We start from the raw sequence: 19,433 nt of genomic DNA, 5'->3' as shown, positions 1-19,433 counted from the left end.
TAAAAGTGAAAACAAAAAGGAGCAGAGAATGAAACACAATCCAATTATTTCAAACTATGATCACTTTGAAGAAGAACAGAGAGCCTTCGGCAGTAGAGCTGATCAGATCGAGTTTATCTATACAAAACGATTGCTTGATTTTTATATCGACTCCTCAAAAACAGTGCTTGAGTTAGGCTGCGGAACAGGCTATTATGGACTGTATTTATCAGAGAAATGTAAGTCCTATCAGGGAATTGATCTTGTGCCAAAACACATCAAACAGTTCCAGAAAAAGATAGTCGATCACCAACTCCCGAATGTTCAGGCGGCTGTTGGAGATGCAACTCATTTGCCAGAAATTCAAGAAAACACCTATGACATTGTGTTAGTCTTTGGTCCCATGTACCATTTGCAGCCCAATGAACGCAAGAAGGTAATCGCAGAAAGTAAGCGAGTCTGTAAAGAGGGCGGCTTAATTCTATTTGCTTATATCAATAAAGTAGGCGCTTATCTGCGAGCGTGCTTTGACGATGATATGAAGGTAAACTATCCCAATGCTGCCACAAATCATTCAGTATTTGTAGAGGGGATAGATGACCATCTTCCGGATGTTTTCTATTTCACTATGCCAGAGGAGATGGTGCAAGACGCAACAGACGAGGGATTAACGGTCGTCCGTAATGCGGGTGTAGATTTCTTCTTCAATCCAACAGGCATAAACAGTATGGACGAGGAAAAATATGCGGTTTGGACCGAAATAATGGACTATATGTACAACAGCAGCTCCTGTGCGGGAACCAGCAATCATGCGGTGCTGGTCTGTCGGAAATAGGCTGTAGACTTATAAAATAAAGTGTTCCCCCTGATAAAAGAGACTAGGTGTTTTATAATTATCGTAGCTCAAGAAAGCAATTGCTTCCTTGAGCTGTTTTTTTTTATTTAGTAAAGTACTGAGTGGCGATTAATATGTTTTCGTATAGCCAGGCTATTCATTGTATACGATATCGTTTGTAGTATTTATCTAAAAACGTTATGTATGCCGTTTCCTTAAGCAATCTTTTCAAAATTTGTATATAAGGTGCTGTGCTAGATTGCTATCGAGAAGTTGGTGGTGAACTTTTCGGTTTGGTAAAGAATTAGTAACTGAACGTCGATCAATTTTTAGGAGATTAGTATTAATGAAGGGCTAAATAAAAATCTTAATCACGAATAACGAAAAACTATATGTTTTTAAAAGAGTTCCGGACTTATTTATCATAAAAAAAGAAGATTAAAAATGTTAATAAGTTAGTGTTTTTAGGTAAATTTGTATTGTTCTAAAAAAGAACCATCATATGCTTTATCATGGATAAACAACTCTAAAAAATTATATCTATATAGTTATTTACAAACAAAAGATAAAGTGTATAATCAATTTTAGGAACCGTTTTCCGCTTTTCATTTTTCTATAAGGGAAAGTGAGAGAGTTACTACGAAGGTGTTCGATAGGTTCGTGAATACCTTCTACATAGGATTATACAGAAACATCGAAAGAACTGTTGGGGGGAATGAGAATGTTGGATTTAACAAACAAATGGGCGCTTGTTACAGGCGCAAGCAGGGGAATAGGCAGAGAGATAGCGCTATTTATGGCAAAGCAGGGTGTCAATGTTGTCGTGCACAGTCGTAAGCTGGAGCATACGAGCCCACTTGTTGAGGAGTTAGAAGAATTGGGTGTTCAAGCATTTTCTGTTGCGGCGGAATTATCCGACGAGCAGCAGGTTAAACAGATGATTGCATTCGTTTCAAGCAAGGTGACGATTGACATTTTGTTCAATAACGCCGGTGTTCAGCCGAAAAAACAAACAAATTATTGGGGCGTAGCTGTTGATGATTATCTCAGTACTTATCGGGTCAATGTCATTGCACCGATGCTTTTAATAGAAGGGTTCTTACCAAAAATGCTGGAGCAAAACTTTGGCAGAATCATCAACACAACAAGCGGCATTAAGAATCAACCTGAACAAGGAGCCTATGCAGCATCAAAGGGTGCCTTGGATAAACTAACAAAGGATCTAGTGAATCAATTAGCAACGAAAGATGTCACAATCAATCTAGCAGATCCTGGATGGGTACGGACAGATCTTGGGGGTGCGGAGGCTCATCATGAAGTAGGCAGTGTAATTCCAGGAATGGTTCTGGGCGCTTTTGTTAAAAAGGGAGTAAGCGGTGAGTGGATTTCTGCTCAGAAATTTGCCGGAAAAACATTAGATGAAGCTCTGTCCTTATTGGAACGGGAATACGAAAAAAAACAATAGATTTAGGAGGAACGAGTATGAACAAAAACAGTACCTATACATTATCGAATGGAGTGGAGATTCCTGTCATCGGCTTTGGTACATGGCAAACACCGAATGGCGAGGTTGCTGAAGAGTCGGTAAAATGGGCAATCGAAGCAGGGTATCGCCATATTGATACCGCATCAGCCTATCGGAATGAGCCTTCTGTAGGTAGTGGAATAAAAGCCTCTGGAGTCCCTCGAGAAGAATTATTTATCACAACAAAATTGGGAAGTAAAGGACATTCGTATGATGCCGCGAAACAAGCGATTGATGACTCTTTAAAAAACTTAGACCTAGATTACATCGATCTTTACTTGATTCATTGGCCAAGTCCCTTAGCCATTCGTGAAAATTGGAAGGAAGGGAACGCAGAAGCCTGGCGAGCGATGGAGGAAGCGGTAGAACAGAAAAAAATCAGAGCCATCGGTGTTTCTAATTTCTTGCCACACCATTTAGACGCATTGTATGAAACAGCGAAAATAAAACCAATGGTCAATCAAATCTTTCTAAATCCTAGTGATCAGCAGCAAGAAGTTGTGAAGTACAATCAGGCGCATGACATCTTAAGTGAAGCTTATAGTCCATTAGGAACGGGTGAAATCTTTAAAGTAGGCGAATTAAAAGAAATCGCTGAAAAATACAATCGCTCCATTGCGCAAATTGTTTTACGCTGGAGCCTGCAGCATCAGTTCTTACCATTACCGAAGTCAGTTCACAAAGAGCGTATTCAAGAAAACCTTGAAGTCTTTGACTTTGAAATAAAACCAGAGGACATGGCAATCATTGATGGCTTAAAAGGATTAGCGGGAAGTGCTAAAAATCCTGATCAGGTAGATTTTTAAGCTTCTAAAGAGTCTCTCTTCTACAAAAAATTCAATAATACGTTTAGACCAACGATAGGATTCGTTGGTCTTTTTCGTGGCGTCCTTTGGCTTTCGAAGAAATATAAGTAGCAGACGAAGTAAATACATGCAAAGCGTGAAGGTATGAAATAACACACACCTATGGCGATATATCAAGACAATGACAAAGATAAAAACAAAGATCAAAATAAATAAGAATCAAGCAATCAACAGCGAAAATTGCTGCTGGTTGGCGAAAAGAAAAAACAGTATTTGCACCTTCAAAACTTTTTTTACGGAAATCTTTTTTATTAACTAAATTTCTTTAAAAAATACGTTATTTTTAATTAAAACGACTTGTCTGAAAAAAATAATAAAATAACTTTAATTTTTTTATTATATTTTACTTTTAGTTGATTTAATGTGGTATAATTATTTTTGTAAACGATTACTATAACTAGGAGGATAACAAATGAAAAAAAGAATCACAATGGGTTTGCTAGGTATTATGTTATTTCAGAATGCTCTATGTATGAATACAGCTTTTGCTGAAGAAAATACAAATCATTCAGGAATATCATCCAATGCAGAAAATACTCTTGATACCCCAGATTGGGAAAGAATTAAAACGAACCCCATAATATCAGAGGCATTAAATGAAATGAACTCTGATCCAGATTGTGCTGAGGCTGTACAAGGAAATAACAATAATTTAAATCCTTCCAGTTCTCACAATGATAGTGTTAAGAAAATTAACGTATCGAATTTTGAAGAGTTAAAAGCAGCATTGACTACTACTGAACTTTTAGAGGTAAATATTATTGCGGATATAACATTGGATGGGAATATTTATATTCCAGTTACAGGAAAAGTAGTAATGGGGAATGGGCATAAACTCGATATGAATTCACACGATATTAAGTTAGATGTGGAAAATGGAGAAGCTGAAATTAGTGATTTATCTGTTGAGAAAACAAATATTTTCGGTTTTTTCTGGAGCGATAAAAAGGGAGTAAGGGTCACTTACAATAATATTCATGTCACAGGGAATCAAATGACTTATCTACCTTATGGAGAGCTTATTATGGAAGGAGTCTGCTTTAGCATTGCGTATTTGGAAGAAGTCTATCAAGGGAACAAATTGACCATAAAACCAAATGCAAATGTTACTATGATCGGTTTTGGACTTTTGACGAGTTGCATTGATCTTTCTGGTGAAGGAGCGGAGCTAAATGTAGCGAAAGACGGAAACTTATCAGCATACGGAATAAACAAAGGGTTGCAAGGGGGAAGCAAGTTCAAGCTTACAAACGAAGGGTTCTTAAAACTCAGAGGGCGCTTGAATGCGGCTCTGCATATGGATAATCAGAGCACTGCTGAATTTTTAGATGGTAGTGAATTCATCGGTATCTCTTATGGAACGGTGGAGGAAGGTGCTGAGGCTACAAATGGGAAAATTATTGTACGGTCAGGAGCTTCTTTTGATGTTACCAGCAGCGGAAACCAAGGGACTGTAATAACTGGTGATGAATTGACCTTTGAAGAAGGGTCAAGATTTAGTATGACCAATTTAAACGAACAAGGAAAAGGCGCTGTTATGGGAAGTTGGCTATCTAAAACGAAAGTCAACATTAAATCTTCGACAGGTATCCGAACTTGGGAACGTGGTTCTGACCCCACAGGTGAACCAACAAATAGCTATGAAGGTTCATTAGAGGCTTCTTTTAGCTTAGATGGCTATGAAAATACAGTCAAACAAGAAAACATGACAAGTAATAATCAAGATTTTGCAAATAACTACAACACTGGTGATGTTTCTAAAATTGTTGGCGGTTATTAAAAATATTAAAAATGAGTAAAAGGGGACAAAAAATATGAAGTGTTCGGTAGCTAAAAAAAATATTACTAAAAGATTATTCATTACTTCAGCGATTTTAACTGTAGGAATCGGAGGACTCCATTTTCCTATAAGTAGGGTGTTTGCCGAAGAAAATGTTCAACACGCAGTTAAAAATGATGCCACTGAGGTATTAACATTTAGTGAGTTAAAAAAAGCACTTGAAGAAGATAATGGCATAACGGATATTAAGGTATCAGGAGACATCGTCCTGTCTAGTGGAATCGTAGTGAATAAGAATAAAGAGAACGTTTCTATCGATATGCAAGGGAATACACTAGTAGAAAAAGATTCTAGTTCTATTGGAGATACAATCAATCTTCCACAGGATAGCACAACAAAGAAAGTCTCATTAAAGAATGCGATTATTCAAGGGAAAAACTACTATGGTCCCATTGGTATTAGAGATTCATTAAGTGGAGTCACTCTTAAGTTTGAAAACATTCAATATACAGGTCCGCAAATGATTTATAATCAAAAAGGGTTTGCAAATTTTAGCGGGACGAACAAGATTAATGTAAAAAATGTAAATGCTTCTTCTCCAGTCCAAGAATTTGCTCAAGTAGGAGGGGTGACGATTTCTGGTGAGTTTGACCTGACCCACGAAAAAAATTCACTTTCAACCTTTAGCTTCAACGGTGGGAATATTGGTGTGCCTTACTTGGTGGTTGATAATGACGCTAAAGTAACGATTACTAACGAAGATGACTGTGTGTTTAACAATGCGAATGATTCTCTAGATCTAATCATTAAACCGAATGCTGATGTGACGATAAATAGTGCAAGTGAGCTGTCTGATGTGAACGGATTTGGTGATTTAACTGTACAAAGCAATGCTTCGCTTACTGTAAATAGACAAACCGATGCCCATACTACTGAAGCGACTGTGGATATCGATCGTCTTCTTGAAGTAAATGAAGGGGCGAGCTTCATTGTGAATCACGGTGTCAATGGAACAGGCGATGTCCTGCATTTCGCTAAAGATAGTGTGGCGGAATTTAATCATCCGAAAAAAATCGAATTAATCTCAAAAGTCGGCAACCTAGTGACTAACTTCCCTGATGCCGGAACGATGAAGATTCAAGCCGAAAAAATTAGTGGATGGGAAACAAGCATTACTGAAACACCTGATTTTTCAGTAAATGAGCCACTCGACGCTATGCTAGGTATGGATGGCGGCAAGATCAATCATGTGATTTACTCAAACATCCCAGATTTACAAGCAAAAATGACCTATAACGATCCTTACAAATTACTTATCGAAACACCAGAAGTGATTGTCCCAGCGCCTGTTTTGAATGTGGTGAATGACAAGGATAAGCAATTGACGGGATTGGGTGAAGCAGGTGCTACAATAAATGCATTTATCAACGGACAGCTACTCGGTACTACTACTGTAGGTTCTGATTTAAGATGGACAATGCCGATTAATCCGCAGGTGGAAGGTACTGTAATTGATGTCATTCAAGTGATCGATGGCAACGAAAGCCCAACAGTTTCTCAAACCGTTTCACATCTGGCGACGGAAACGGTGAACTTCTTTAAACTAGGCTACTGGCAGCCCTATGGATTGGTTCTTGAAGGTTCAATCGATAACGCAGAATTTGATTTGACCAATAATGAAAACGTGACAAAAACATTGAACCTAGTAAATGATGCAGGTGAAGTTGTAAAATCCTTTAACTGTACGAATATCGATTGGTACAATTCCGGTGTGTTCAACGGGTATCAAGGGATTTTAGAAAACACAGAATTAAATACGCTTGAAGGTGGGGAATACAAGCTTTCAATCAATTTGAAAACAACAGATGGCGTGGATGTAACACAAGATTTAAATGTTGGAGCGACAACACGAACAATTGGAGACTACCATCCAAACTTTAACGAGATTGAAAGTAACGATATTGGCAATGGGAAACAATTGAGTTTAATAAATACAAATGGCGTAGGCTATTTGATCATTCAATAAAGAGAATCTGAAGTCTTGATACAAAATGTATCAGGACTTTTTCTTTTGAAATGGTCATAAGTGTGATTTTTTTATCAATATTAGAAAGTTCTGCTAAATGAGAAAATTAAAATATATAACGAATTCATCAGAATAAATAATAATAATACTATTTTTTAAACGAAAAAACACAAGGATACTAATTATTTGTAAGCTTGAAATAAATAAGTATACTTATTTATGTAAAATGAGTTCATACGGAAGACGATTGAAGACTCTAGTTTGTGATTAATCCTTCTTAATATTAATTATAAATTCGAAGGAAATAAAAAAACACACATTATGATATTGAAATCCATTTAATTTATGGTCGTTTATATTTTTTCGTGTAAACTATGAACTCATAAATATATGGAAAGAAGGTTACATTATGTTTAGATTACCAAATTTTTTATTTGAACCATTAGTACTTATTTCTATCATCTTGATCATTATTGTCTTTGGGAATCTACTATTTTTTACAGCTCTATCCATTTTCGGCTTAAAAAAACCAAAAAGAGATTATGAAATCGTTTCGCCGCAAAAAAGATTTCTCTTTTTAGTTCCTGCACATAACGAGGAGGATGTTATTGCAGATACAGTAAAGTCACTCATTGATCAGGAGTATGATCCAGATCTATTTGACATCGTGGTCATTGCAGATAATTGCACGGATAGAACGGCGGAAATTGTTAGAAGTTTAGGGAAAGCCAAAGTCTTTGAAAATGTCTCCAAACCAGACGAACCCAGAGGCAAGCCCCATGCGATCGCCAAGTATATTGATACAGGTGACTGGTTGCGCTATGACTTTATCGCGTTTATTGATGCAGATAACATTGTTGAGCCTAACTATCTTACGGAAATGAACTCTCAAAGTATCGCTCATCCTGAACTTGTTGTCATACAAGGGTATCTTGGTATGAAAAATGTTGTCAGCTCGATAACTGCATCGGGCTATGCTGCTGTCTATTTCATTACAAATAGAGCCGTACAATATGCAAACTATGTTTTAGGGTGGAATTCTGCCATCGGCGGCACAGGTTTTATACTAGACACAAAATACTTGAAAAAACGTGGGTGGAACCCCAGAAGCTACACAGAGGATTTTGAACTTCAGGTTGAATTATCCATAGAAGGAATGAAAAGTGGTTGGAATCATTTTGCAGTCGTCCATGATGAAAAACCGAATTCCTTTATTGCCAGTCATAATCAACGATTACGTTGGGCACAAGGCCACTGGTATGTTGCCTTCACAACGACGGTTAAACAGTTGATCTCATGGTTCAAATCACGAAGTTTACCAGAATTAATGAGCAAGATTGAAACACTTTTCTATTCTTATTCAATGGTAAGACCTGTTGCTTTTTTAATCATTCTTGCTTTTTCTTTAATTGATAATCGCTTCTTCGTCTATCTTCCACATATTTTTTCATTGCTTGTTTTTTGGGTATCTATGGAATGTTTAAACTTTTTGATTATTCCAACAGTCTATTTTCTTGAAGAAGCGACACCGTACTTCGAGGCGCAGAATAATTTTTGGAGAAAAGCATTGCTATTCTGCCGCTTAGTTTATAGTTTTATCTACAATTCGATTACTTACATGATTGCACAGGTTTTTGGGTTTGTGACGTGGTTCAAACCTCAAAATAAATGGAATAAAACAACGCACAATGCGAAATTTGAAAAGGTGGGGTAGAAGATGGAAAAGCATTTGAATTTAAGAAATCTATCATTTGTTAGCTTAGTAATTGGAATAATTGCTTTCTTTTTAATCAGTCTATAGGTAAAGGGGACATGATCTTGGTGAGTAAAATCAGAGCGATGGTCGTTTTCGGCACAAGACCAGAAGCGATAAAAATGGCACCTTTAGTAAAGGCGATAGCTAAAGACGATCGATTTGAAGGAATCGTCGTTTCTACAGGACAGCATCGACAAATGCTGGATCAAGTATTATCGGTATTTGAGATTACTCCTGACTTTGATCTTAAGGTGATGGAAACAGAGCAGACGTTGTCGTCTATTACCAACAAAGTCCTGAGGGAATTGGACGGGGTGCTTAAAAAAGAAAAACCAGATATTGTTTTAGTTCACGGTGATACGACTACGACATTTGCTGCTGCTTTGTCTGCGTTTTATAACCAAATTCCAACGGGACATGTAGAAGCTGGCTTGAGAACTTGGGATAAATATTCTCCCTTCCCGGAGGAAATGAACAGACAATTGACAGACGTGCTAACGGATTTATATTTTGCACCGACTGAAGTGAGCAAAAACAATTTGTTAACAGAAAATCATTCTGAATCAAAAATATTTGTAACTGGCAACACAGCGATAGATGCGATGCGGTATACGGTTGTTGATCACTACAAGAATGAAAATCTAGATGAAAAGAAGAAAAATATTTTGCTAACCATGCATCGTCGAGAAAATTTGGGAGAACCGATGGTAGAAGTTTTTCGAGCAATCAATCGTTTGATCAATGATTTTCCAGATATTCAAATCATTTTTCCGATTCATAAAAATCCAGCTGTTCGAAAAATTGCTGAATCTGTATTAAATAAGTCCGATCAGATCAAAATAATCGAACCCCTTGACGTAACGGATTTTCATAATTTTGCCGCGAAAAGTTTTCTGATCTTAACAGATTCTGGCGGTGTTCAAGAAGAAGCGCCATCCTTAGGGGTACCGGTCTTGGTTTTAAGGGAAACGACTGAGCGACCTGAAGGAGTGGAAGCTGGAACACTAAAACTAGTCGGAACCAGTGAGCAAAAGGTATATGAGACTACAAAGCAATTGTTAACGAACAATGTTCTTTATCAACAAATGAGTGAAGCAGCCAATCCTTACGGAGATGGGTATGCCAGCGAAAAGATACTTGATGCTATATATTTAAGCCTGCGATCGTAAATAATCAATGAGTTACTAAGAAGAAGTTTAAAAATTCAGAATTGAACATCTGCGATCGCAGGATCGCAGATGTAGTATCTTCAGTCGTCACGGATCACGCCCGCTCAACCAGTGGTTGACCAGGGCAATGATCAGCCCCACAAAGAGCGGAGCGAGGACATATCGAATCAGCTCGCTCAAGGTGCATCACCTCCTCTCCGATGTGGAGGCTGACGACTTGAGCAAGATAGACCTACGCATTATTTATTTGAGAAGGGCAGAATTTAGCTGCTGGGGTCACCGTTTCGAGAGCGGATGTCTGGGTCGTCCTTGTTTCGATTGATTTTTCGACGAAGCCAAGCGGAAAAGCCTTTTTGCCGACTCTCTTGTTCGGGAACATTCGACTGCGCAGCCGAAAGATCAGAAGAATTCTCAGCAGCAGTATTTTCTAATGATGTAATTGTTTTTTCTCCGATTTGTGGTGCAGGTATTATTAATGAAGGGAAGTCGTTTCTTGTTTCTGCTGGTTCTTCCAAACTTTTAGCAATCGCAGTTCTCGATGTATTAAACAAATAATCGTAGCTGTTTCCTGATTTAACAGCGGGCATTTCCGGTTCTTTCTCTATTTTTGGAGAAGGAACCGTTTTTTCTTCTTTAGGTTCCTTTTCTTTATCGAAAATCTCGGTTTCTTTGGTGGTAATGATCTTCGCAGTAACCACGGAATCAAATAGTTTTACGCCATTTTCTTCAAAAATGTCTAATGTCGTTAAGAGTTCGCAAGCTTCTTTGATGACGGGGATCGGCAGATCATTCTTTAGATTGTTATATTTCCAGTCATGTGTTTTTCCTAAACCGTTGGTAAAGGTTGCCACTAAATCCTGTCTCATAGCTGTATTTTCCTTTCTCAATTTTTTAGCGTAGGTCATCTTCTATCAAGGTTCATTCGTTTCATTGGGACGTACTTTTGTGATCAAGGAACGGACAAGGGACACGGCTTTTTCACCGAAATTACGGACAGGGAAGGTTCTCATTTTTAATGCTTGCCACTCAGGTGCCATGAAGTAATCTTGGAAATAGTAAAAGAAGCGTTTCATGGTGCGAGTAGCTTTCGTGTTCATAAAGATCTCACGGACAAGATCCTTCAGAATGAAAGCAAACTCTTCCGCACCGAGTTGGTGTCTCACACGTAAAGCTAAAATGTATTTAATCGTTAGGCTGCTGTTTTGTGTACTGTAGTAATACTCTTTGATACGTTTTTCCAAGGTGGTTGATTTCAAATGGAACAATTGGCGGTACGAAAGGGTCAGTTCATTCATAAGGTCTCCTCCTTTTTTGTAGAGGAAGGCGACTGTTAAGCCGCGCCTCCTCAAATTCATTGATTAGAAAATGATTGTTTCGACAGTTTCTACATACTTAGCACTGACGACTTCGTTATACAACTTTTCGCCATCCTTATTGAACAAATGCAGCAACGTCATTTTTTCTAAGATACTGCGAATATCCTCTGGCGCTTTACCTTCTCCTGGATTTGGATAGCTCCACGTTTGAGAACGTCCGCCGCTGGTTTTAAAGATCGATACAAGTTTTTTCATCTAGTTTCCTCCTAATTTTTTGTCACACGAGATTGGCTGGTGATGATCACGCCATCTAACAAGGTGTCGTCTTGGTCTAGCTCCGTCATGATTTCCCCTAGTTTGATGATTTCTGCTTCCTCAGGGTTGTCCACAACGTTTGAAAAAGTGATTTTCTTTAGTTTTTCCACTCCAGGGACAGACAATTGGACTTGCAATTTGGTGCTTAGTTTTTGGATCATGTTTATTCCTCCATGTGTTTTTTGTTCCGGCCGGTGACTTAACGATAAGGCACAAAACAAAACTAGGTCAAAACCGCGAAAATTACATTTAGGGGTCAATTTTGCAGGGTTAGCGACCAAATTTTTTTGAAGAATCCCGATTTCATAGGCTTTTGAAAAAAAGAAGCACCCAATCCCCTGCAAAATTCAGGGCCAAATGCAGAATTCGGCACTTTGACAACGAAGAGGGGTGTATGCTTAGTTGATAAAAATTGATATATCAATGTTTTTAGTGAGGAATTCTGTTGAACTTTTCTTAAAAAATACTTGAGACAAACTGATTATTTTTATTGTACTTAATGTTTTCTTAATATTTAGCTTTCATGAAAAGAGGAGGAATTCAATTTTTATCTCTCACGAAATATAGTAAAATAGAGTCTCAAGATAAAATGGATACGCTACCAACAGCCTAGCTATAGTTGATCGAATTTCCTTGGAAACAAGATAAACCCTACTACCTAAAAAGATAGCTGTCTCAGAAAAATTCCATACGTTCACAGGTGGTTGTAAGCTTTCGCAACTCGCTGCATACGCAATTGAAGAAACGTATACGGATCTGGCATTGAGGATAAGGTGTGGGTTGGTGGCTAATTATTTCAACGATAACTTAGTAAAAAAACAAAGCCAAAGGAGCGATAAAGCATGGTAACACCGTACATTCTATTCAACAAACAATGCGAAGAGGCGATGCGGTATTATGAAGAAGTCTTTTCCGGAGAAAAACTAACAATCCAAAGGTACCAAGACTACATCCCAGAAGGCGTGGAGGAAGACGTGAGTAACTATGTTCTTCATGGAGAAATGGAGTTGTTTGGTTCGCCGTTTACCTTTGCGGACGAATTTTCAATTCCGTTTCAAGTGGGGAATAACGTTCACTTGACGGTAAATCCAAGCGGTGTTGAAGAGGCGGCAGCGATGTTTGATGCGCTGAAAGAAGCGGGTGAGGTCTATCTTCCACCGACCAAGACCTTTTACAGCCCCTTCCATGGATCAGTTAAAGACAAATACGGCATTGTATGGAACATGATTGTCATTTGATAGAGCCAGCAAAACAAGGAGACAAACGATGGATAACGAAACGGAACCTTCAAAACAAAAGGTAGTCTACATTTTGCCTTCGACAGTAGTGAGCAGTGCGGGCAGCCGAATGTTTGTGTTCTCACAGTATCGTGAACCGATTGCGAAGATGCAGGTACACTTTGGCGAGAATTATCAAGTGACATCCGCCTTCATCGACAAGATAAAGGTCTTTGAGGAAGATACGATCTATTTAATCCCTGAACAGCTGCGTCATGTGGTGAACAGTCAGAAGATTCCAAAGAAGCTCATGGTGCCTTCGAATATTTTCGCTGAAAAAGTGTTGGAGGACATCCGCCGAGAAGTTTTGGTTCTGCAGCTGCGTAGGCCGATTTGAAGTTATATGAATTAAATCAATGAAAAACATGTATGAACCGCTTTTCACTTTTTAAAATGTGGCATTTACTTAATAAAAAAATAGAGGCAGATCTTTTTTATAAGGATTGTAGTTGCCAAGTAGTTTAGTTGTACTATAATGATGATTAAAAGCGTGTAGATACTCGAAGACACGAATTGTTTATGGCTGAAGTGAGAAATTGAGTTTTCACTGTTTTCATGATAAAATGTATTTGCGAAACGAAATTAAATCTTTCAGCACCACTAAAAAAAGCCGTCCCCTGACTGCGACGAAAGGGAACGGCTATTTTTTCGTTCGCTGCGAGTACGAACGATCAGGCTAGAATAGCAACCTGCTTTTAGTTATCGTCTTTGTCCTTCTTATCTAGCCATGAAGAAAATAGTTTACTAACTATACCTACGAAAATAGGTGCGACAACCAACGAAATTAAATCTTTCAACAACCTCACCACCCAACGTGGCAAGTTGCCTGTGTTAGTATATCATACGAGGAAGATTAGAGAGCAATAATCCTAAAATTCCTAGTATCATCGAATATTTTCGCTGAAAAAGTGTTGGTGGACATCCGCCGAGAAGTTTTGGTTCTGCAGCTGCGTAGGCCGATTTAAGGTGAAAGAACGATATTTTTTGGTGTGAATCGCTCTTTTAATTATGAAGGTAACGCGAACAATATGTATTCCTTTGGATGAAATCAGGAGGTTTAGTATGGGGAGATACAGGAACAAACTTTTAGGGTTATTATTTCTATTGCTCTTGATTTTACTATTGCTTGTGGTACCAAGAAAGAATTCGCCTAATAAGACGACACAAAAAATATCAACTGTTCATTCCTCCTCGGTTATGCAACCTATAGACACATCTGAATTTTTGGAGAGTCTTTCCGGAAAATGGGAATCAGAGGAGCTATCTCAGGTAATTGAGTTCAAAAAAATAGACAATGATTTTATTCTTGAGATAAAAAATGCGAAGAATCCTAACGAGGATGAAAGGGTTGAGTTTGAAGTTGTTGAACATTTAACTTCAGACAATCGGTGGATGCTAAAACCACTAAAAAGAACAGATTCTAGATTTAATCTTAAACAGTTGTCCCAGAATGAAATAGTTTTCTTTTCAGCAACAACTAGAGAGAAAACAGAAGGGGTCTCAAAACCAATAAGTTATTTCAGAGTGGAGTAATTCATGGAGGAATACGATTTGGTGAATATTTTCAGACGGTTTTATTGACTACTTGATTCAAATAGTAAAAAAAGATAGTAAAACATCCCTAGTAAACCAAAATCAAAATCTTCATTCGATTTTGGTTTACTAGGGATGTTTGATTTTTGGTAATAAAGAGTTTAAGAAGCGGCTTCTAACTCACCTCGATGATTTCTTCTGTTTCTTTATCGAAGAAATGGCTCTTGTTCAAGTTAAAGGCCAAATCGATTTTTTTTCCAGGGTGGTGGAAATCACGAGCATCTACCCGCGAGATAAATTCGGTTTCGCCAACACGAGAATAGAGCATAGTTTCAGCACCTAATAACTCGGAAACGACGATTTCCGCTTTTACGGTGGCTTCTGGGGCAGTATCGATCGCGATTTGTTCAGTATGGATGTCTTCTGGGCGGATACCGAAAATCAATTCTTTGCCTTCGTAGCCCTTTTCAACCAAGAGGTTATTTTTTCCTTCAGGAATGGTTAGACGCAATCCTTGGTGGTCAGTGATGACTCCTCGCGATAAGGTGACATTGAAGAAGTTCATTGCAGGAGAACCAATAAAGCCTGCCACGAAGACATTTTTTGGAGAATTATAGACCTCGATCGGCGAACCAATCTGCTGAATAAAGCCATCTTTCATGATCACGATTCGATCCGCCATGGTCATTGCTTCGGTCTGATCATGGGTCACGTAGATCGTCGTTGTTTTTAAACGGCGATGCAATTTCGCGATTTCCGCTCGCATCGCTACCCGCAGTTTGGCATCCAAGTTGGACAAAGGCTCATCCATCAAGAAAATCTGAGCATCTCTGACAATAGCTCGGCCTAGAGCGACCCGTTGACGCTGTCCGCCGGATAGAGCTGCAGGTTTTCTGTCTAGATAGTCCGTCAAGCCTAAAATCTCCGCCGCATTATCAACGCGTTTTTTAATTTCCTGCTTGTTGATTTTCCGTAATTTTAGACCAAAGGCCATATTATCAAAGACCGTCATATGAGGATATAGGGCATAGTTTTGAAAAACCATAGCAATGTCGCGGTCTTTCGGTGCCACCTCGTTCATGATTTTTCCACCAATCGAAAATTCGCCTTCTGAAATATCCTCCAATCCGGCAATCATGCGTAAAGTGGTTGATTTTCCACAGCCGGAAGGACCGACAAAGACGATGAATTCCTGATCCTTTACATCTAAATTAAAGTCTGTTACTGAGTATTTGGGATTGTTGTCATATTGTTTATAGACATTTTTTAAAGCCATTTCAACCATTCGTGGTTCCTCCAATTCGTTCATCCTTCAATTATTCTTTCCCACTTTCTTCAAAAAAACAAATTAATAGTAGGTATCGCTTTCATTTGCTTTAATAGAAAAAATGGAAAAAGAAGCTATCTACGTTTTATCACAATTACTTTCGATCAAAAATGACTTTCTCTACTTTCCTTTAATTTGTTGCAACATACCTTAAATTTGTTCATTACTTCTACCGATAGAAAGCGATATCATTACTTTCGAAAGGAGTTGAAGGGATGCAGAAAAAAAAGAAAGTCGGTTTTTGGCAGAATGTCTGGCGCTATAAAGCGTTGATCTTAATGGCGTTGCCGGGCTTCCTCTGGTTCATATTATTCTTTTATATTCCAGTGTTCGCCAATGTCGTAGCCTTTAAGAATTTTCACATTTCACCAAACGGCTTTATTGATAGTTTGATGACGAGTGAATGGGTCGGCTTTGATAACTTCAAATTTTTATTCGCTTCACAGGATGCCTGGTTGATTACTCGCAACACACTTTTATACAACATAGTATTCTTGGCATTTAATTTGTTCTTCGCGATTTCCTTTGCGATTATCATGAGCGAGTTGCGAAATAAAAGATTAGTGAAGGTTTACCATACGATGTCATTGCTGCCATATTTCTTATCGTGGGTAGTCATCGGGTATTTCGTTTATGCCTTCTTGAGCCCCGATAAAGGGATCATCAATCATTGGTTGACCAATGGCGGGAAAAATCCAATCAATTGGTACAATGATCCGACTTGGTGGCCGTTGATTTTCGTCATCATGAATGTTTGGAAGAGTCTCGGCTACAATAGTATCATTTATTATGCTTCCGTCATGGGAATCGACCCGACGTATTATGAAGCGGCGATGGTAGATGGCGCCAGCAAGTGGCAGCAGATCAAAAATGTTACCATTCCTCAAATCGTTCCAATGATGCTTGTTTTGTTAATCATGAACATCGGAGGAATTTTCCGTGCGGATTTCGGAATGTTCTACAATGTTCCGCGAAATTCCGGCGCGCTGTATCAAGTGACATCGGTCTTAGATACGTACATTTACAACGGTTTAACGTCGACGGGTGATCTGGGAATGTCTTCGGCGGCCAGCCTGTATCAATCGGTTGTGGGTGCGATATTGCTGCTGATGGCGAACTTTGTCGTTAGAAAAGTTGAACCAGATTCAGCACTATTTTAGGAGGCACTCAATGAAGAAGAAAAAAATCAATAAAGTTGAAATTCGCTCTTTTAATCCGACAGTCAATTTGATCTTTAATATTGTGATGGCGTTATTTGCGATTTCTTGTGTTTTGCCGTTTTTCTTTGTCATCATGATTTCACTGACGCAGGAAGCCTCATTAGCGGAGATGGGCTATCGTTTCTGGCCAAAAGAATTTTCGATGGCAGCCTATAGTTATATTTTTGCGGGGGAAATGAGCAAGAAAATTTTTCAGGCATTTGGCATCACCGTTTTTGTAACAGTATTGGGAACAGTGGTGAACGCCTCGATGACGTCGCTATATGCGTATGTCATTTCTCGCTCTAACTTTCCCTTCCGGCGTTTTTTCACGATTTTTGCTTTAATCACGATGCTGTTCACGCCAGGGATGGTGGCCACTTACTTAGTGGTTAAAAATCTGTTGAACTTGAACGACACGATTTGGGCATTGATCATGCCCCTCGCATTAGGGCCATTCAATATCTTAGTGATGCGTTCGTTCTTTAAAAAGACGGTTCCCGATAGTATTATTGAGTCTGCGCGAATCGATGGGGCTAGTGAGATGCGGATTTTTACTAAGATCGTCTTGCCGCTAGCGGTTCCTGGAATTGCGACCATTAGTCTTTTTGCAGCTTTAGGCTATTGGAATGACTGGTTGAATGCGTTGCTGTATATCCAAAAAGATAGTCTTGTTCCATTACAATATTTGTTGATGAAGATCCAAAATGATTTGGATTTCTTGGCGCGAAACGCTGGTCTCGGTGCTCAGATTCAAGGAGGACTAGCGGCGTTACCGAGCGAATCGGCTCGGATGGCAATCGTAGTGGTTTCAACCCTACCGATTGCGTTAACCTATCCATTCTTCCAACGGTATTTTGTTGGAGGCTTAACAATTGGCGGAGTCAAAGAATAAACAATACAGAAAGAAGTGGAAAAATGAAAGCGTGGAAAAAAGTACTAGGGATAGCGACCATCGCACTTGCGACCGTTGGCTTGACGGCCTGCAGCTCGGCAAATTCAAAGGAAGCCAGCGGCGGAGATTCAAAAACATTGTTGATGTATCAGGTAGGAGATAAGCCAGATAACTATGATGAATTGATGAAGATCGCCAACAAGCAGATCAAAGATAAGATCGGCGTAACGATTGACTTACAGTACATTAGTTGGGGTGACTGGGAAAAGAAAATGCCGACGATCATTAACTCGGGAGAGAGCTATGACCTCGCGTTTGCTTACCAATACGTTGCGAATGCACAAAAAGGTGCCTTTGCAGATCTGACGGAGCTTTCGAAGACCCATGCCAAAGAATACATGGATCAATTGCCAGAGACCTACAAAAAAGGCAATGAAGTTGATGGAAAATTGTACGCGATTCCAGTATACGGAAATACGTGGGCGCAACAAGTATTGACCTTTAATGACCAGTTCGTGAAGAAATACAATCTGGATATCAGCAAAGTTGACGGGTCTTACGAATCAGCAACCAACGTCTTAAGACAGTTCCACGAAAAAGAACCAAATATCGCGGCGTTTGCGATTGGTCAAAACTTTAAAGCATCTGGCAACTTCGACTATCCATTAGGCAAGGATTATCCGTTTGCTGTCAAGGTGGATGCGGAGGGGTCACCGAAGATCATCAATCAATACGAAGATCCTCAATTCCAGAAGAATTTAGAAGTGTTGCATCAATGGTATCAAGAAGGGCTGATTCCTTCAGATGCGGCAACAGATACAAAAGCTTACCCACTAGAAGGAAACACGTGGTTCATGCGTGAAGAAACACAAGGACCGTTGGATTATGGGGATACGATTATTTCTCAAGCAGCTAGTCAACCACTTACTTCTCGTCCGATCACGAACCAATTGAAAACAACGGCTCAAGCCCAAATGGCGAACTTCGTCGTATCGAATACTTCGAAAAATAAAGAAAAAGCAGTAGAATTTTTAAACCTGTTGAATACCGATCCTAAATTGTTAAATGGCTTAGTTTGGGGAATTGAAGGCGAAGCGTGGGAAAAAGTCGGCGACAAGAAGATCAAGTTGTTGGACGGCTACAAACCAAAGGCCCACATGGATGCTTGGAATACTGGGAACAATATGCTTCTATATACTTCCGAAACAGTGACGGATGAAATGATCCAAAAACGTGATCAAAGTATTGAAGAAGCCGCAACGTCCCCAATTTTAGGCTTCAACGCTAAAACAGACGGGTTCAAAACAGAGCTATCTAACGTGATGAATGTCATGAACCGTTACGCAGCGAACTTGAATACTGGTTCGATTGATCCAAAAGAAAATCTGCCAAAATTGATCAAAGAATTAAAAGCGGCAGGCTGGGAAAAAGCCCAAAAAGAAATGCAAACTCAATTGGATCAATACATGAAAGACAATCAATAAACGTTATTCAAACATGAAACGCATCCTGTTGAACTGAATTCTGTAGATTTGCTTTCAAGGTCAAAACGATCTTGGAAGCAAATTCTTCGGTTCTCTAAGAAAAGGCTTTTATTTCTTCTTTATTATGAGATTCATGTTATTATATGACAAA

The 19,433-nt window shown here is 39.0% G+C and carries 20 protein-coding genes; 13 read left to right on the top strand and 7 right to left on the bottom strand.

What is annotated here, in order from left to right; genetic code table 11:
• Positions 1-28 precede the first annotated feature (28 nt).
• The 7 genes from IGI50_RS20535 (at position 29) to wecB (ending at position 9,936) form a co-directional block, all read left to right on the top strand.
• The gene (locus tag IGI50_RS20535; RefSeq protein ID WP_148405752.1) at positions 29-814 is read left to right on the top strand and encodes a class I SAM-dependent methyltransferase; all 786 of its coding nucleotides are present in this window, start codon (positions 29-31) and stop codon (positions 812-814) included.
• Positions 815-1,535: 721 nt separating this feature from the next.
• On the top strand, positions 1,536-2,279 hold the full coding sequence (locus tag IGI50_RS20530; protein ID WP_438778359.1) for an SDR family NAD(P)-dependent oxidoreductase: 744 nt from the start codon (positions 1,536-1,538) through the stop codon (positions 2,277-2,279).
• 17 nt (positions 2,280-2,296) lie between these two features.
• On the top strand, positions 2,297-3,145 hold the full coding sequence (locus IGI50_RS20525) for an aldo/keto reductase (protein WP_438778358.1): 849 nt from the start codon (positions 2,297-2,299) through the stop codon (positions 3,143-3,145).
• A 472-nt stretch (positions 3,146-3,617) separates the two neighbouring features.
• A complete protein-coding gene (locus tag IGI50_RS20520) occupies positions 3,618-4,985 on the top strand; it encodes a pectate lyase-like adhesive domain-containing protein (protein ID WP_438778357.1) in 1,368 nt (455 codons plus the stop codon).
• 34 nt (positions 4,986-5,019) lie between these two features.
• The gene (locus tag IGI50_RS20515) at positions 5,020-7,011 is read left to right on the top strand and encodes an Ig-like domain-containing protein (RefSeq protein WP_438778356.1); all 1,992 of its coding nucleotides are present in this window, start codon (positions 5,020-5,022) and stop codon (positions 7,009-7,011) included.
• Positions 7,012-7,420: 409 nt separating this feature from the next.
• Positions 7,421-8,725, top strand: coding sequence for a glycosyltransferase family 2 protein (locus tag IGI50_RS20510; RefSeq protein WP_438778355.1), 1,305 nt, complete (start codon positions 7,421-7,423; stop codon positions 8,723-8,725).
• Between the two features lie 98 nt (positions 8,726-8,823).
• Complete coding sequence (gene wecB, locus IGI50_RS20505) at positions 8,824-9,936, top strand: non-hydrolyzing UDP-N-acetylglucosamine 2-epimerase (protein WP_222227503.1); 1,113 nt, start codon at positions 8,824-8,826, stop codon at positions 9,934-9,936.
• A gap of 87 nt (positions 9,937-10,023) precedes the next feature.
• On the opposite strand, the gene IGI50_RS20500 is transcribed toward wecB, so the two are convergent.
• From IGI50_RS20500 to IGI50_RS20480, 5 genes are all read right to left on the bottom strand, one after another.
• Positions 10,024-10,116 (bottom strand): type I toxin-antitoxin system Fst family toxin, encoded by a 93-nt coding sequence (locus tag IGI50_RS20500; protein ID WP_111945260.1) that lies wholly within the window; start codon positions 10,114-10,116, stop codon positions 10,024-10,026.
• An 83-nt stretch (positions 10,117-10,199) separates the two neighbouring features.
• Positions 10,200-10,802 carry a DUF2922 family protein gene (locus tag IGI50_RS20495; RefSeq protein WP_438778354.1) on the bottom strand — a complete coding sequence of 201 codons (603 nt, stop codon included), beginning with the start codon at positions 10,800-10,802 and terminating at the stop codon, positions 10,200-10,202.
• Between the two features lie 45 nt (positions 10,803-10,847).
• Positions 10,848-11,231: a hypothetical protein gene (locus IGI50_RS20490; RefSeq protein ID WP_438778353.1), complete on the bottom strand. Its 384-nt coding sequence runs from the start codon at positions 11,229-11,231 to the stop codon at positions 10,848-10,850.
• Between the two features lie 63 nt (positions 11,232-11,294).
• Positions 11,295-11,507 carry a DUF2922 domain-containing protein gene (locus IGI50_RS20485; RefSeq protein ID WP_010746621.1) on the bottom strand — a complete coding sequence of 71 codons (213 nt, stop codon included), beginning with the start codon at positions 11,505-11,507 and terminating at the stop codon, positions 11,295-11,297.
• 11 nt (positions 11,508-11,518) lie between these two features.
• The gene (locus IGI50_RS20480; RefSeq protein ID WP_028020996.1) at positions 11,519-11,728 is read right to left on the bottom strand and encodes a hypothetical protein; all 210 of its coding nucleotides are present in this window, start codon (positions 11,726-11,728) and stop codon (positions 11,519-11,521) included.
• Between the two features lie 681 nt (positions 11,729-12,409).
• On the opposite strand from IGI50_RS20480, the gene IGI50_RS20475 reads away from it, so the two are divergent.
• Both IGI50_RS20475 and IGI50_RS20470 read left to right on the top strand, forming a co-directional pair.
• Positions 12,410-12,805: a VOC family protein gene (locus IGI50_RS20475; RefSeq protein ID WP_438778352.1), complete on the top strand. Its 396-nt coding sequence runs from the start codon at positions 12,410-12,412 to the stop codon at positions 12,803-12,805.
• 28 nt (positions 12,806-12,833) lie between these two features.
• Complete coding sequence (locus tag IGI50_RS20470; RefSeq protein WP_438778351.1) at positions 12,834-13,181, top strand: hypothetical protein; 348 nt, start codon at positions 12,834-12,836, stop codon at positions 13,179-13,181.
• A 358-nt stretch (positions 13,182-13,539) separates the two neighbouring features.
• On the opposite strand, the gene IGI50_RS20465 is transcribed toward IGI50_RS20470, so the two are convergent.
• Positions 13,540-13,641, bottom strand: coding sequence for a type I toxin-antitoxin system Fst family toxin (locus IGI50_RS20465; protein ID WP_373278400.1), 102 nt, complete (start codon positions 13,639-13,641; stop codon positions 13,540-13,542).
• 241 nt (positions 13,642-13,882) lie between these two features.
• Here IGI50_RS20465 and IGI50_RS20460 point away from each other — a divergent pair, with 241 nt between their 5' ends.
• Positions 13,883-14,377, top strand: coding sequence for a hypothetical protein (locus IGI50_RS20460; protein WP_438778350.1), 495 nt, complete (start codon positions 13,883-13,885; stop codon positions 14,375-14,377).
• 175 nt (positions 14,378-14,552) lie between these two features.
• Here the strand turns inward: IGI50_RS20460 and IGI50_RS20455 are convergent, their stop codons facing one another.
• Positions 14,553-15,662, bottom strand: coding sequence for an ABC transporter ATP-binding protein (locus IGI50_RS20455; protein WP_438778349.1), 1,110 nt, complete (start codon positions 15,660-15,662; stop codon positions 14,553-14,555).
• Between the two features lie 257 nt (positions 15,663-15,919).
• Here IGI50_RS20455 and IGI50_RS20450 point away from each other — a divergent pair, with 257 nt between their 5' ends.
• Genes IGI50_RS20450 through IGI50_RS20440 form a run of 3 tightly spaced genes read left to right on the top strand, consistent with a single transcriptional unit; the run spans position 15,920 to position 19,282 of the window.
• The gene (locus IGI50_RS20450; protein WP_028020591.1) at positions 15,920-16,864 is read left to right on the top strand and encodes an ABC transporter permease; all 945 of its coding nucleotides are present in this window, start codon (positions 15,920-15,922) and stop codon (positions 16,862-16,864) included.
• Positions 16,865-16,874: 10 nt separating this feature from the next.
• Positions 16,875-17,798: a carbohydrate ABC transporter permease gene (locus IGI50_RS20445; protein ID WP_028020592.1), complete on the top strand. Its 924-nt coding sequence runs from the start codon at positions 16,875-16,877 to the stop codon at positions 17,796-17,798.
• A gap of 23 nt (positions 17,799-17,821) precedes the next feature.
• Positions 17,822-19,282, top strand: coding sequence for an ABC transporter substrate-binding protein (locus IGI50_RS20440; RefSeq protein ID WP_060789578.1), 1,461 nt, complete (start codon positions 17,822-17,824; stop codon positions 19,280-19,282).
• The last annotated feature ends 151 nt before the right edge of the window (positions 19,283-19,433 follow it).

The sequence above is a fragment of the Enterococcus sp. DIV0170 genome (assembly GCF_051710765.1).
GTDB classification, from domain to species: Bacteria; Bacillota; Bacilli; order Lactobacillales; family Enterococcaceae; genus Enterococcus_A; species Enterococcus_A raffinosus.
This window is presented reverse-complemented; position numbering and strand designations above follow the sequence as displayed.

Coding starts and splice junctions, on each gene's coding strand:
- wecB (WP_222227503.1), top strand. CDS start 8,824: ATGATCTTGGTGAGTAAAATCAGAGCGATGGTCGTTTTCGGCACAAGA.
- IGI50_RS20450 (WP_028020591.1), top strand. CDS start 15,920: ATGCAGAAAAAAAAGAAAGTCGGTTTTTGGCAGAATGTCTGGCGCTAT.
- IGI50_RS20530 (WP_438778359.1), top strand. CDS start 1,536: ATGTTGGATTTAACAAACAAATGGGCGCTTGTTACAGGCGCAAGCAGG.
- IGI50_RS20515 (WP_438778356.1), top strand. CDS start 5,020: ATGAAGTGTTCGGTAGCTAAAAAAAATATTACTAAAAGATTATTCATT.
- IGI50_RS20520 (WP_438778357.1), top strand. CDS start 3,618: ATGAAAAAAAGAATCACAATGGGTTTGCTAGGTATTATGTTATTTCAG.
- IGI50_RS20445 (WP_028020592.1), top strand. CDS start 16,875: ATGAAGAAGAAAAAAATCAATAAAGTTGAAATTCGCTCTTTTAATCCG.
- IGI50_RS20470 (WP_438778351.1), top strand. CDS start 12,834: ATGGATAACGAAACGGAACCTTCAAAACAAAAGGTAGTCTACATTTTG.
- IGI50_RS20510 (WP_438778355.1), top strand. CDS start 7,421: ATGTTTAGATTACCAAATTTTTTATTTGAACCATTAGTACTTATTTCT.
- IGI50_RS20475 (WP_438778352.1), top strand. CDS start 12,410: ATGGTAACACCGTACATTCTATTCAACAAACAATGCGAAGAGGCGATG.
- IGI50_RS20485 (WP_010746621.1), bottom strand. CDS start 11,507: ATGAAAAAACTTGTATCGATCTTTAAAACCAGCGGCGGACGTTCTCAA.
- IGI50_RS20490 (WP_438778353.1), bottom strand. CDS start 11,231: ATGAATGAACTGACCCTTTCGTACCGCCAATTGTTCCATTTGAAATCA.
- IGI50_RS20480 (WP_028020996.1), bottom strand. CDS start 11,728: ATGATCCAAAAACTAAGCACCAAATTGCAAGTCCAATTGTCTGTCCCT.
- IGI50_RS20525 (WP_438778358.1), top strand. CDS start 2,297: ATGAACAAAAACAGTACCTATACATTATCGAATGGAGTGGAGATTCCT.
- IGI50_RS20440 (WP_060789578.1), top strand. CDS start 17,822: ATGAAAGCGTGGAAAAAAGTACTAGGGATAGCGACCATCGCACTTGCG.
- IGI50_RS20535 (WP_148405752.1), top strand. CDS start 29: ATGAAACACAATCCAATTATTTCAAACTATGATCACTTTGAAGAAGAA.
- IGI50_RS20495 (WP_438778354.1), bottom strand. CDS start 10,802: ATGAGACAGGATTTAGTGGCAACCTTTACCAACGGTTTAGGAAAAACA.
- IGI50_RS20455 (WP_438778349.1), bottom strand. CDS start 15,662: ATGGTTGAAATGGCTTTAAAAAATGTCTATAAACAATATGACAACAAT.